The organism is Paenibacillus sp. FSL R7-0340, from assembly GCF_038002205.1.
Taxonomy (GTDB): Bacteria; Bacillota; Bacilli; order Paenibacillales; family Paenibacillaceae; genus Paenibacillus; species Paenibacillus polymyxa_B.
Genome location: NZ_JBBOBY010000002.1, coordinates 379,744 through 392,982, shown reverse-complemented (window position 1 = coordinate 392,982; position 13,239 = coordinate 379,744). Strand labels below are relative to the sequence as shown.

Here is a 13,239-nt window from a genome sequence, read left to right as displayed (position 1 = left end):
TTTCCTCCTTAGGAAAATGCTATCCATATTATTCATTTTCCACGTAAACTTATGCACAAAAAGAAACCCTTGTCTCTAAAAGACAGGGGCTCTCACTTGATTTATTAGATACCCACCGCAGCCGAAATAGCAGCAAAAATAGCAGCAACTAACCACAGGATCGGGAATAGCTTGAAGATTACCTTCAGCCACTGTCCAAAGCTGATCCGGGCAATGGCCAATCCCGCCAGCAGTACTCCGCCTGTCGGTGAAATTAGATTGGTTAACCCGTTACCGAATTGGTACGCTGTGACTACTGCTTCACGATTGATACCTACAAGATCGCCAAGTGGTGCAAGTACAGGCATGGTTAGTGCTGCTTCCCCCGAAGAAGATGGGACCAGGAAAGTAATAATATTATGTGCAACCAACATAATGGTAGTGAACAAGTAACTTGGCAATCCTTCCAGAATGCTTGCGAGTGCATTCAATACGGTATCGATGATCATACCCTGCTCGGCGATGATCAGAATTCCGCGGGCGAGACCTATGATCACTGCAGCGTAGATGAATTCTCCACACCCTTTTACAAAATTCTCAGCTATTTCCTTCTGGCTCATTTTAGTAACTACCCCGACAAAAAGACCGAGTGCGAAGAAAAGGGCACCAATTTCAGTCATATACCAACCTTTAGCCAAAATTCCCCAGACAATTGCTCCAAGCGTTACAATAAATCCACCTATTATTAATTTGTCTCGAAACGTGAAGACGACGTCCTCACCTGTATTTTCTTTTATAAATTGCTCACGATTTATAATATCACTCTGAAAAACAATGGATTTCTGCGGATTTCTCTTAACACGATGCGCATACCACATCGTAAAGGCAATAGAAATCATAGTAAATACAAGCCATTCAATAAATCTCAGCCAGAGCTGAGGATTCCCCTCCACTCCTGCGATCCCCTGGGCAATCAATACTGAAAATGGATTAACAGTCGAACCAACATAGCCAATTTGCGTTCCCAGAAATAGAATGAGAATAGCAGTCATAGAATCGAAGCCTAGGGCAAACATTAACGGAATAAAAATCGCATAAAGCGGAATAATTTCTTCGCTCATCCCAAAGGTAGAGCCTCCGAGACTGAATATAACCATGGCAATTGGAATAAGCAGAATCCCCTTATTCTTCAGCCGTCTGGCAAGAGCTGTCAGGGCACGATCGATGGCTCCCGTCTGCAGTATAATCCCGAAGGAGCCGCCCACAATAAGGACAAAAGAGACGACATCCGCGGCATTGATAATCCCCTCAATAGGAGCGCTTAGGATTTGAGGGAGTCCTTGTCTTAAATCACCGTTCTCACCAGTTTTGGGTACAGTGTGATAGGTTCCCGAAACGATCGCCGTTTTGGTCACGCCGTTTACTGTCACTTCATGACGCTCAAATTGTCCGCTGGGCACAATCCATGTCAATGCGGCGACTGTAATAATAATCAAAAATATTAAAGTATAGCTATGGGGCAAGGATAATTTCCATTTCATATTCTTGATGTTCATGTTTATCCCTCATTCCAAGAATGGTTATACGTAACCTTCCCTCCCATAATGGTCAATATCACTTGGGCGTCCCTGATGTCACCAGCGGATGCGTTAAGGAGGTCGCGATCAAAAACGGCGATGTCAGCATATTTTCCAGCCTCTAGCGTGCCTGTAACCTCTTCCATATAACAATGTTTGGCTCCATTAATGGTCCATGCCTTTAAAACTTCGGATGGCGGCATCCCCCGATCGGGATACCAGCCTCCAGCAGGTGATCCGTCCGGAAATAACCGATGAGAAGCTGAGTACAGTGAATCGGGAACACTCGTGATAAATAAGGGCAGATCAGTCCCAATGGTTATTGGCACATTAGCCTCCAGCATAGATTTATAATTATAAAACCGATTTTCATTACCTTTGCCTACCACAACAGGCATATAGGCCTCTTCATAGGTTGGATTCAGTAGCAGGATTTGAGCGTAGACTTCGGCAAAAATTTCGTTTTCGCCCATTCTGATCAGATCATCTGGATGAGGATACTCTAGATCACTGATAGAATGTCTGATAAGGTTATTACCTTGTTGTTCGCGGCATTTTTCAATCATGGATACCGCTTGGCGAATCGCAGCATCACCTTCTGCAGTTAGACAACATTTGATACCTTGGCTGTCTGCTTCCAGCACAGAGGCTTCAATCTTTTTGTAGTCAACCGTCCTCAAAGTCGTTACTCCGGGCATATCTGCGTAAGGTTCCAGCATGTCCCCCGTATGATCTGCTACGACACCGTCAAGCATCAGCTTGTATCCTTGGAAACGAATAAGGTCTCCATTATAAAGTGCTTTATACTTCATACCGGTGGCAATATCAAGCGATTCAACAACGGGTTCAAGCGAGAAATGAAATCGGAGTGGCAGTTCCCCTGTTTCTTTCAATTCTTCTAGAATCGGCAGCAACTCGCTATGCCGGTCAAAGCCAATATCTTTTATGGAAGTAACTCCTCGTGCAGCTAGTATGCGGCAAAACTCCATAAACTCTTGTTTGACAAGACTGTGGTCCTGCATCATAGCTTGGAGCAGCAAAGCGCGTGCCTCAGCACTGCATTGATCCGGCAAAAATTGATATTTCTCCTGAGCCAGTCGGTTCATCCAGCAGTAGCTTTTATTTAGGTTAATGGCAATTACCGCCCGATCAGGGAACAGCTCGTCCAACAAGCTTTGCTCAGGCAGCTTGCCCCATCCTTCCTCGCTCCAACCGTAAGCGGTTACATCTTTCCCTGGCAGAAGATTGTTTGCCGCTTGTAGCATTGATTCCACTGCTTCTTCAATCGAGGCTGCATGAGTCAAATCCACGCCCCGATGCATCGACATATATCCGGTAAAAAATACATGGTTGTCATGAACTCCTGGCATGATAAAAGCATCACCCAAATCACAGACAACCGTTCCCGCTCCTATCCAAGCTTGTGCTTCCTCGGGACGCCCCACTGCTGCAATACATTCTCCTCGCAGTGCAATAAACCCAGGCGAGGCTTCATTTTCTAAGCCATTAAAAATAGCATTTGACAGTAAAACTTTGTCCGCTAATGTGTCATTCTTCCCTTGCACAATTTCACCCCCTCATTATTTATCCGTCCTATAACATAACGTAATATAACGTTATAATATTGCTTCTGCTTCTCTTATGAAGTGGAAGCAGAAGCTGCGCCGTACCTGAATAACATTACCTAACAGGCAACGGATTTATATTGAGAATTGATAACGGTCTCCAATGATGTACTGCTTACCTACATGAACGGGGCTTCCATGCTGATCATAAATAATCGTGTGCATGTAGAACAACGCCTGTCCGATGGCCGTCTCCAGCAGCTTTGCTTGGTATTCATCCGCCAAAGCGATTTGTAATATCGTCTCTCCCGGTTGGTTAGGATCGATGCTGTATTTATGACGCAGCAGTTCGTATACAGAGCCCTCCAACTGTTCTTCCATTAGAAAAGAAAATCGGTCATAAGGATAAAGATTATTCTCCAGCATTAGCGGTCGATCACCGGCGTATCTCTTGCGCTGAATAAATAACACTTTTTCTCCTTGTGGCAGCTGCAACTGATGTGCAATTTCCTCATCTGCTTCTATGATTTCACGTTCTGTGACCACACTGTGTGAAGAGAGGCCGTTGGATTTGCAGGCAGCTGTAAAGCTGATGATATGTTCAATCTTCCGCCCAATTTTGGGTACATTGACAAAGGTACCTTTTCCTTGACGTTTGGTCAGATAACCTTCATGAACCAATTCGGCAATTGCTTTTCTTACGGTAATTCGACTTACATTGTAGGTCTCGCTTAGCTCAGTTTCGGTAGGTATACGACTTCCCTGCGTAAATGTTCCATTATGAATAGCGGTTTTGACTGCTTTTTGTAATTGAATATATAATGGCTCTGCTTGGTCTGAATTCAACATAATGTGCCCTCACTTGTCATATAACGTTATATTACTCCCACTTAGAGTATCAAATGTTACATATTCTTACAAGTGAAGATATTTGAAAATATTTTATTAGTAGCGGACGCCGTATCCGAAAGAACCTTCTACCAGACAGCTCTGGGCGGCAACCCTCGAGCCTTCTGCCATAGCGTCCTGAATGTTGCTATTTTTTAAAAAACTCAGTAAAAAGGCGGTTATATAAGAGTCTCCTGCCCCCATCGTATCCACAGCGTCAACGGAATCAGGCATTTGAAAATAGAACTTAGTACCATCATAGGCAATAGATCTATCTCCGCCGCGTGTGGCTACCAGGATTTGCCCCTCTTTTTTTCGATTGGAGCGGATATAGTTCTGTGTCTCTTCATCCGTCATATGGCTGCAAGAGAAGAAAGCGAAATCGGCATACGCAATATATTTCTCCACTTGTGCATCTACGAAATCATCCGAAAAGTCAAAAGAAAGAGGGATTCCCAGTGTCTCCAATTCAGGCAGCAAGTGCCCTGTATGACTGTACAAGCCGGTGTGTATAAGGTCGAACCCGCCAACATAGGCCTTGTCTTCTTCACTCAGCTCCAGCGGATGGAGACGTGTAACTCCTCCCTCATTGCTGCCCAGAAATACTCTGTCTCCGTCTTCCAGGGTTACACGTGCGCAGCCGTTCTCACCGCTGTGATATCTGCACCGTGAAATGTCAATTTCCAGCTCACGGAGAATGTGTTCTACATGCTGCGCTTCGTTATCATCTCCGAATACTCCTATAAAGGCTGCATCTACTCCCGCTTTTTTGGCAAATACACTGAAATTAAGCGCATTGCCGCCAGGATACATCATGTGCAGATGAACATATTTATCTACCACATTATCGCCAATGCCTAGAACTTTCATGATGGTTTCCTCCTGTTGGTAAGAGCGCTTAGTAAGCTACTTTGCCCATATAACGGCGAGTTTCCAGTGGGTGATTGCGTACATTTGCGAGTGCTTCACGATAAACACATACAATGCTGTAAAATAAAACCGGGTTAAAAAACTCGACGACCTCGTCGGCAATGGTTCCGATTCCAAGCTCCTTCGCATCGATCACTTCCACTTTCTCGGCATATTGACTTAGGAAAGTCCGTGCCCGCTCATCCAGTGCCCGTGTGCGTCCTTCGTTGATCATCAGAATAAATGGAGTTTCTTTATCCGTTACTTCAAACGGACCGTGGAAAAATTCACCGGAATGGATTGAAGCCGCATGGAGCCATTGCATTTCCATCAGAGAACAGATAGCAAATCCGTAGGCATGTCCATAAGAAGCTCCGCTGGTCAGGATATAGAAAAGGTCTTCATTGCGATATTTGTCAGCAAATACACTGGCACGGGGTTCAACTTGTATTTTTGCCCGGTTAATAATTCCATTGATTGCTCCCAAGCCGTTCTGGAAAGCTTGATAATGCACATAGCCTTCAGCGATCTGAAGCAGCTCAACAGTAAGCTCCAAAATAATAGCCATCGGGTTATTTTTGACATCGCTCTCATCTCCCCATTCGTAGAGGAATGAATAATCGGAATAATTGAGCAGTGTCGCTTCACTATTGTGGGTTAAGCCGATGGTGTAAGCGCCTTTCTCTTTGGCTGATTTAGCAGCCGCAACCGATTCCGGCGTGTTTCCACCATGGGAGCAAACGATGACTACTGCGTTTTTACCTAAACGTTTTGGCAGCGCGTGCACAAACTCATTCGCCGTATACATGCCTGCTACCAGCTTCTTTGCTTCACTATCCAGAAAATATTTTGAGGGATACATATCGACTAATGAGCCCCCGCAGGCTACTAAATAAACCTCTGAAATCTTCCCACTCGCTTGTTCATAAATCGTTTGAACCGTCTGATGTACATTCATTGTTATCTCTCCCTTTTATATAACGTTATATAACGTATTGTTTACGAGATAAATATAAGCGCTTTCAATAAAAGTGTCAAGCCCAATTATTCGATCAAATAGACTTTTTTTATAACCTGTCATTAAAAAAGCTCTAATCCTTTTATGTAAGGGATTAGAGCTCCTTTTTTAGTTTTAATTCATTGATAGTGGTTGGCAATAACGAGGCTACTCCTGCAATATACGTACAAAAAAATGGTCTTACAGATGAGTTTGTCCGAATAAACTTAAATAGACAAATACATAACATCCAATATTACTCAAGGAGGAAAAAGGACATTAATACTTTTATCAGTTATATTTTTCTTGGTTTGTCACTTTCCGCTCCCATTGGACCGATTAATGCCGCACAGTTGGATCGAGGTATTAAGAATGGGTTTTGGCATGCCTGGTTTATTGGGCTTGGTGCAATAACCGCAGATATAATCTATATGTTGCTTGTCTATTTGGGAATGATCCACCTTCTTAATGCCCCGTTTGTCAAAGCTTTTTTATGGATGTTTGGTTTTTTCGTGCTTGTGTATACAGGTCTTGAAAGTATTAAAAATGCTGGCGTGATTTCAGAATCTGAATTAAGGGGAAATGGTAATACCCTAACCAACTCATTTCTAGCGGGTTTCCTGATGTCATTATTCAATCCCCTCTCCATCCTGTTCTGGCTTGGGATTTACGGGTCCATACTCGCAAACGTCGCTAATTCATATCCAGTACAACAGCTAATGATCTTTAGCGGAGCGATTGTATTAGGTGTGTTACTCTGGGATGTGACTATGGCAGCCGCTTCAAGTATTTTCCGTAGGTTTCTAAAAACCGGATTGCTTAAAACCATCTCTTGGATGTCTGGATTATCTCTTATCGGTTTTGGCTTTTATTTTGGTGTACAAGCATTTCAATTACTTTTTTTACGCTAACTCTTGGCTTCTTGGCAAAATTACCGAGATACCTTCGTGTGTTTTCGGCGAACCCATTGTACGATAAGGTCACATATTGCAATTAACAAGACAAGCAATAAGCTGATGTAAACTCCCGGGCGGCTAAGCTTATGAAAAAATGATCCGACCACAGCCATAGCTATCAACAATAATCCAATCCAACGTTTAATATGGTTTGATCTACTCGATTCCAGTAGCTTACCTGAAGACAGCAAAATAAAGCACCAATTATACAACAGCATTAAACCCGCTGCAGTAGTGATATATTCATATACTTTTCCCGGTAGTAGCAACGACATTACGATGGCTGAGATTAATCCAACGGAGATCAAACTAAGTGCATAAAGAGGATATTTACCCTTCCACTTCTGTGAAAATAATGTGGGGGCATCTCCTTCCTGTGCGAGCGTAATCATCATAGATGTTTCTGCATATAGGGATGCTGTCATTGTTGAGAACCCTGCAATAATAAGCACTCCATTAAATAAATGAGGCATAAAAACCAGATGATCGCTGCTGAGCGCAAGCACAAAAGGACTTTCTTTCGGGTTAAAGGCACTTAATGGCACCATAGACACAGCCAGACCAATCGAAAGCACATACACTGCAACCAGTGTAACCAGCATTACTTTTCCTGCTTTAGGTGCATCCTCCGGTTTTTGAAGCCGATTTGACATAATTCCGAGCACTTCAATACCTCCGTATGCATAAAAGGCAAAAATAAAAGATGACCACAATCCTATACCGCCGGTAGGGAAAAACTCTTTGTAACTGATGGGGAACTTTGGATTATATTTTCCTCCTCCGATCCAGCCTGCCAAAAGAGCAACGGCCAAGACCAGAAACATAACAATAGCTGCCATCTTAATGATGGCCAATACATTTTCAACTCGATCAAAACCCTTATTGCCAAAAAAAACAATCACAAGCCCTAAAATCCCGAAGCCTGCCGCAAAGATCCACATCGGTACCTGAGGAAACCAAAAACGTGAGAATATAGACAACGCAGTTAACTGGCTCCCATTAATAAGGAGTTCCGAAAACCAATATACCCAGCCACTGCCGAATCCTGCCCAACTTCCAAATGCTTTTTGGGCATAGGAACGGAAGGAACCCTGTTCAGGATGATCTGCCGTCATTCGCGAAAGAGCATCAAACACTACATATGTTCCAACCGCTGCCAAAAAGTATGCAATCAGTACGGCTGGACCGCCAATAGAAATCGCTAAGCCGGACCCCAGAAAATATCCTGTACCGATAGTACCTGCAACTCCTAACAAGCTAAGTTGCCACCATTTTAGTTTTTGTTCTTTTTGCATATCAGACGGTTTGTCCATTTAAAAAATCACCCTACTCCTGAATTTTGAGACAGATCTCTCCATTATTTAGATTGCCCTCTCCAATATATTTCATGTGAATGAATGACTCTTCTTTATCAATAAAAAAGCACCAGCTAACCCGCTCAAGGTTTACTGGTGCTTTTTACTTCACAAAACATTTGGAACATAAACAACGCCTAATCGACATAGCGTCATCATTTGGGTCAAATATGGATGCTTCCAGAAAATCCATCCACTTCGTCTTCCGGTTGTTGATCAGAGCTGACGTTGTGCTCCCCAGTTGTGTTGCTGTACGTTCGAGAGGAACCGTTTTTATACGCTTCACTCCAATCCTCGTTGATCGTGTGCGCCGGGATAATCCAGTCCTCCGGGCTATAACCTGGATTTTGTACACCGACATTTCCTTGCAGATCGGGAATTGCATCCGGTCTAGAGAAAAGAGTTCCTACCTCAATCATACTTCCTTCATAGGCTTGGCAAATCTCCAATGCAGACAACACATCCTGGTTCTCAATATGAACACTGAGACCTGTGTCACCATTTGTGCTGGCGGAGTATCCAATTTCCTTTAATGTTTCACAGGCTTGGGTGGCTTGCTGCGGATCACGAAATTGAAAACGGAAAGAACCCGTATCCATGTGTTTCATCTCCTCTGAAGTAGCTTATTTTGTTAATTGGGGTTCATTAGGTTAGGTATGTTATTTTTAATATAACCAACCGGAACAGTATTTTTACATTCAAAACCTTTATTTTTCAAAAATTTACTTTAAAGCTTTGAAATTAAATAGTTAAAAAAGCAGCTACTGTGACAAATCGCATGTTTTCGCTACGTAAATCCCTTTATGCTAGTAACAAGGGTATGGTTGCCCGGTCATCCGAGCCGAGCGGTCAAAGGATGCCCAAATCCATACATAAAGGCGGAATGAAGATGATAGATTACCGAACATTGGTGACACAGCAATCCATGCATTTGTATAGCGTGTTTGCCAAGTCATTCAAAAGTGTAAACGAACATGCGGTTGCTGGCATCAAAACGGTGGGCTTCAACCCAACGGCCTTCGCCGTGATGGAAGTTTTATATCACAAGGGCGCGCAGCCAATCCAACAAATTGGAGCAAAGCTGCTTCTGCAAAGCGGAAATGTCACTTATGTTATTGACAAGCTGGAAAGCCGCGGTTATTTGCACCGTCACCCGTGCGACCAAGATCGTCGGATTATATATGCAGAATTGACGGACGAAGGACAACGTGTCATGGACGAAATTTATCCTGATTATACACGTCAGATTGAACGTGCCTTTAGCGGAATCAGTGAAACCGAAAGAGATCAACTCATCGGCTTGCTCAAAAAATTGGGCCGTAGCGCTGATAACCTGTCACCTTATCACAAATAGAACGAATAGTAATTTTAGCAACTGATCGTTTGTGAATAAACGAACAATCTTATAGCTGTGCTAAACAAAAATTTAGATTTACACAGAAAAGTCCACCCTTATATTCATGGGTGGACTTTTCATATACCTGAATAGAGCGAAATATGCCCAAGCTTACGAGCAGCATAAGTACCTGCTATCGACTAAAATGTTTGACCACTACATTATTAAAAATTGCTGGACCGCCATCGGAAAACAGAGTGATTTTCTGATCCTCTAACCGTGGAAATATTAAAGAGGAATAAGCTACTTCTCCACCATCGACAAACACTTCAATACTGGTTTTATCGACGAGAATGTTCAGGTGGACCTTTTTCTTATCGGGATCAAAAGGCGCCTTGCTCTCTACATATTTTCCACTCTGATCCGGCTGCCCCGTGTTCGCTCTGTTTACGTAAGAGTATTGACCGTCCACTGAGACACCCACATCGACATGACGCTTGCCATCTGTCGACTCTCGAAGCCTCAATCCTACATTTTTTAACGTGGACCAAGAGACATCCGCCTCTAGCTGATAGGCATCGCCTGCTACCGGAAGCCGGTGAGTACCCTCTACTTTAATCGTTCCTAATGATTTTTTGGATGTTTGGAATCGCTCCAAATTGGGTACCGGCTGTGAAACCAATCGATATCCAGCATCTGCCGTATGTTTCAGTCGAATTTGGCGAACAATCGAATCCATTCCATTAAAGCCTTCCTTTAGGGTAGGCGTGTTATTGGCATAATCCCAATTGTTCATCCAGGCCAGAGCATAACGGTGACTATATTTATCTTTGTCTTTTCCTTCCTCGAACGTAACTGCACCATACCAGTCAAACCCATAATCCAGCCACTCAGGTTCACTGTGATCAGGGAGAAATGCTTCTCCATTAAAATCTCCCGTCCAATAGGCATACGTGTTGGGCCCGCCTGTTGATTTGCTATTGGCGCTCACGCCTAGAATCCATTGATAGGTTCCATCATCCGCACGCATCCGGTAAAGGTCAGGACACTCCACAAGCCCGATATTTTCCGTTTGAAAGCCACTCGTATACCGCCAATTCTTTAAATTATCAGACTCATAAAAGCCAATCTTTGTTCCCTCTGCCATGACCATCACCCATTGATTACGTTGAGTATCTCGGATGATTTTGGGATCTCTGAAGTCCTTTGTACCGGGGTTGGACATCACAGGCTTGTTGCGGTAAGAAGTAAACGTCTTGCCTTTGTCCTTACTGTACCACAAAAATTGTTCCTGCTTTCCGCCATCTGCGGAGGGCTGCGTCACAATGGCTACTAGAGTGCCTTTTCCAAAACCCGCGGTATTATTAACATCGATCACGACCGAACCGGACCAAGGATCTCCATTCGGGTTCGTATATTTGGGAATCGCCACCCCTTCATCTTTCCAATGTACCAGGTCGGTTGATGTGGCATGTCGCCATTCTGTACCGTTCTTTTTGGGATAGTCACGATTATATAAATAGTAATAATGATATTTTCCATCAAAATAAATGGGCCGTTGAGGATCATTCTTCCACTTATCCGGAACAGTAAAATGATAGGATGCCCGATAGGTCGGTGTTGTATGCTTACTTTGATTAGCTTGATTTTTGGGAATTGCAGCAGGTTTTTGGGGTTTGGCTGCATCCTTTTGGTACATACTCCATCCCATAGCTATAAATATAGTTAAGCCTGTGATGATTACAACGGATCGTATCCAAATGCTCTTGGGAGCTTTTTTTCTCATTATGACGATCCTCCTTACCTCTCATTGCATTGTTATGTATCGTCCGACGGACGGCAGATCGGTAAGCTACCAAACCGCCGCCTTCGGACATACTGCATATACCTACTTATTTCTTCCCATACTCATTTGGAGATTCTTTTTTGTCATTCGTTGGATCAACCGTGATTTGCCCTTGCTCCAAAATACCGTTTTTCACAACAGACGTTTTCGAGCCTTTAATATTCAGCAGGAAGCTTGGCGCGAAAGTAGATTTGTGATCCGGGAAAAGCCCTCGATTAGTCATATAACTCGAAACGACTACGTTATTGCCTTTGCCTTGCGGGATAGCAAAATGGGCATACGTCCAGGTAATATCATCACGATCCAGATCCTGATGAAGAACGAGACCGGTTCCATTCAACGGTTTATAAGGCCCTGTCAAGGAAGTAGAAACATAACCCAGCATGTAAATATCATCGTCTCCGATCGCATCTACAGTCACCTTGGAACCTCTCGTACTCGTAAATAAATACCACAAACCGTTCATTTTGAACACATTCGCCCGTTCAATTTCATCTGTTACCAGATTGGAAGCAATCAAAGGAGGCATTACATTTTTCAACGTATAATCATCATTCAATTCAACGATGCCCAGTGCGCCGTTCGCCAGCTCAGCTCCTTTTTTCTTAGGACTTTGCTGCAGATTAGAAAGCTCTTCCCTGAAGAATTTCTTATTGCCGCCATAATAAGCTGAGTTTTGAAGCGAATCTTCGCCTTGGTAGCCTGTCTCTGTCCCTGTATTGGCTTCAAATATAATATATTTGTGGCCTTGATCCTCGACATAGTGAGGGTCTCTAAACGTATGGTTATCCATATCCACTCCGACGCTTTGCTGCACATTTTGATAGGTTTTCCCATCTCCACCGTCATAGATCGATTTCAAATCCTCGACTCCATCTACTTTCAGTGTCTTATCGTCAGGCTGAGAGACATTAATTTGAGCCGTGCTCAAGGTTTGCTTGCCGTATAATTTGTTATTCGGATCATAGGGCTGTCTGCTGGTATAAAATAAACGTACTTGTCCATCAGAGGTTAAGGTAGCTGAACCTGACCATTCTTCTGACTGATTTTTTAGAATCGGATCGTTGGCAAGCAATTTATCATTGTCTTTAAATACTCTGCCGGCATTTTTCCAGCCGCTCAGTGAAGTATTGCCCGCTTTTTGATAGAACAGGTATATGAATGTATCCTCGCCTCTTTTAGGATCGCCTGCCAATCCAAAAACGATATTATACCCTTTGTAATTGGCTACTGTGCCATCGGCATTTTGTAACGGCCAAGAGTCCCAGACATCGAAATCAATTAGCTTGCCTGAGCTGTCGCGACCAATAGCAGAAGGAATATTCTTAATTGTAGACGCATCGAAGGACGGAACCTCATATTTTTCTTTGCCTTGCTGTTTGAAAATATTCAGCATGTCATTACGCGTAATTTGGGTAAATGCATTGTCTGTTTTGAGATCAGATGCATCATTTTCCTCGGCAAAAGCCTGAACGCCGCCTCCTAACAGCAAGGTAGTTGCTACTGTTGCAGTGGCTGCTTTACTGAACCATTTGTTAAACTTCAAGTACTCCATCTCCCTTAATCTAATTATGCTTCTAGATTTGAAACCCAACTTTTTGGTTGGTAGGGCCATTTTATATGGTATGTCAAACGATTGATATAGACTGAAAAGCCCTATTATGTGAGGTAAGCAAACAGGTGCCTCTTGAATTTCATCCTCATATTTTCCTAGTAATTTTCTGAAAATTCCTATATTTTTCATTTTTATTACATTCAGAAAAATTTGCTACTTGATTTTTTTCCGTGTCCCATTTTGCTAGGTTGGTTGCTTCATTCACATGCAAAATCG

11 protein-coding genes are annotated in these 13,239 nt (G+C 43.1%); 2 read left to right on the top strand and 9 right to left on the bottom strand.

From position 1 onward, the window contains the following. Positions 1 to 104: 104 nt before the first annotated feature. From MKX59_RS24640 to MKX59_RS24620, 5 genes are all read right to left on the bottom strand, one after another. Positions 105 to 1,535 carry a YfcC family protein gene (locus MKX59_RS24640; protein ID WP_340859195.1) on the bottom strand — a complete coding sequence of 477 codons (1,431 nt, stop codon included), beginning with the start codon at positions 1,533 to 1,535 and terminating at the stop codon, positions 105 to 107. Positions 1,536 to 1,537: 2 nt separating this feature from the next. Beyond that, positions 1,538 to 3,121 (bottom strand): amidohydrolase, encoded by a 1,584-nt coding sequence (locus MKX59_RS24635; protein ID WP_053324626.1) that lies wholly within the window; start codon positions 3,119 to 3,121, stop codon positions 1,538 to 1,540. A 135-nt stretch (positions 3,122 to 3,256) separates the two neighbouring features. Then, on the bottom strand, positions 3,257 to 3,970 hold the full coding sequence (locus MKX59_RS24630; RefSeq protein WP_028541026.1) for a GntR family transcriptional regulator: 714 nt from the start codon (positions 3,968 to 3,970) through the stop codon (positions 3,257 to 3,259). Positions 3,971 to 4,066: 96 nt separating this feature from the next. Next, positions 4,067 to 4,879 carry a PfkB family carbohydrate kinase gene (locus MKX59_RS24625; RefSeq protein ID WP_028541027.1) on the bottom strand — a complete coding sequence of 271 codons (813 nt, stop codon included), beginning with the start codon at positions 4,877 to 4,879 and terminating at the stop codon, positions 4,067 to 4,069. A 28-nt stretch (positions 4,880 to 4,907) separates the two neighbouring features. Next, positions 4,908 to 5,876 carry an SIS domain-containing protein gene (locus tag MKX59_RS24620; RefSeq protein WP_053324625.1) on the bottom strand — a complete coding sequence of 323 codons (969 nt, stop codon included), beginning with the start codon at positions 5,874 to 5,876 and terminating at the stop codon, positions 4,908 to 4,910. A 317-nt stretch (positions 5,877 to 6,193) separates the two neighbouring features. Between MKX59_RS24620 and MKX59_RS24615 the strand changes: the two genes are divergently transcribed. After that, on the top strand, positions 6,194 to 6,826 hold the full coding sequence (locus MKX59_RS24615) for a LysE family transporter (RefSeq protein ID WP_023986970.1): 633 nt from the start codon (positions 6,194 to 6,196) through the stop codon (positions 6,824 to 6,826). 20 nt (positions 6,827 to 6,846) lie between these two features. Here MKX59_RS24615 and MKX59_RS24610 read toward each other — a convergent pair whose 3' ends face one another. Next, a complete protein-coding gene (locus tag MKX59_RS24610; RefSeq protein ID WP_340859191.1) occupies positions 6,847 to 8,184 on the bottom strand; it encodes an amino acid permease in 1,338 nt (445 codons plus the stop codon). 206 nt (positions 8,185 to 8,390) lie between these two features. Then, entirely contained in the window at positions 8,391 to 8,825 is a 435-nt protein-coding gene (locus MKX59_RS24605; RefSeq protein WP_023986968.1) for a hypothetical protein, read from the bottom strand. 290 nt (positions 8,826 to 9,115) lie between these two features. On the opposite strand from MKX59_RS24605, the gene MKX59_RS24600 reads away from it, so the two are divergent. Next, entirely contained in the window at positions 9,116 to 9,580 is a 465-nt protein-coding gene (locus MKX59_RS24600) for a MarR family winged helix-turn-helix transcriptional regulator (protein WP_013369372.1), read from the top strand. Positions 9,581 to 9,755: 175 nt separating this feature from the next. Here the strand turns inward: MKX59_RS24600 and MKX59_RS24595 are convergent, their stop codons facing one another. Together MKX59_RS24595 and MKX59_RS24590 are read right to left on the bottom strand one after the other, a co-directional pair. Continuing rightward, positions 9,756 to 11,348, bottom strand: a complete 1,593-nt coding sequence (locus MKX59_RS24595) for a glycoside hydrolase family 32 protein (protein WP_068941392.1) — start codon at positions 11,346 to 11,348, stop codon at positions 9,756 to 9,758. A 106-nt stretch (positions 11,349 to 11,454) separates the two neighbouring features. Next, positions 11,455 to 12,954 (bottom strand): glycoside hydrolase family 68 protein, encoded by a 1,500-nt coding sequence (locus MKX59_RS24590; protein ID WP_023986966.1) that lies wholly within the window; start codon positions 12,952 to 12,954, stop codon positions 11,455 to 11,457. Positions 12,955 to 13,239 lie beyond the last annotated feature (285 nt).

Coding starts and splice junctions, on each gene's coding strand:
- MKX59_RS24640 (WP_340859195.1), bottom strand. CDS start 1,535: ATGAACATCAAGAATATGAAATGGAAATTATCCTTGCCCCATAGCTAT.
- MKX59_RS24630 (WP_028541026.1), bottom strand. CDS start 3,970: ATGTTGAATTCAGACCAAGCAGAGCCATTATATATTCAATTACAAAAA.
- MKX59_RS24625 (WP_028541027.1), bottom strand. CDS start 4,879: ATGAAAGTTCTAGGCATTGGCGATAATGTGGTAGATAAATATGTTCAT.
- MKX59_RS24620 (WP_053324625.1), bottom strand. CDS start 5,876: ATGAATGTACATCAGACGGTTCAAACGATTTATGAACAAGCGAGTGGG.
- MKX59_RS24610 (WP_340859191.1), bottom strand. CDS start 8,184: ATGGACAAACCGTCTGATATGCAAAAAGAACAAAAACTAAAATGGTGG.
- MKX59_RS24605 (WP_023986968.1), bottom strand. CDS start 8,825: ATGGATACGGGTTCTTTCCGTTTTCAATTTCGTGATCCGCAGCAAGCC.
- MKX59_RS24600 (WP_013369372.1), top strand. CDS start 9,116: ATGATAGATTACCGAACATTGGTGACACAGCAATCCATGCATTTGTAT.
- MKX59_RS24595 (WP_068941392.1), bottom strand. CDS start 11,348: ATGAGAAAAAAAGCTCCCAAGAGCATTTGGATACGATCCGTTGTAATC.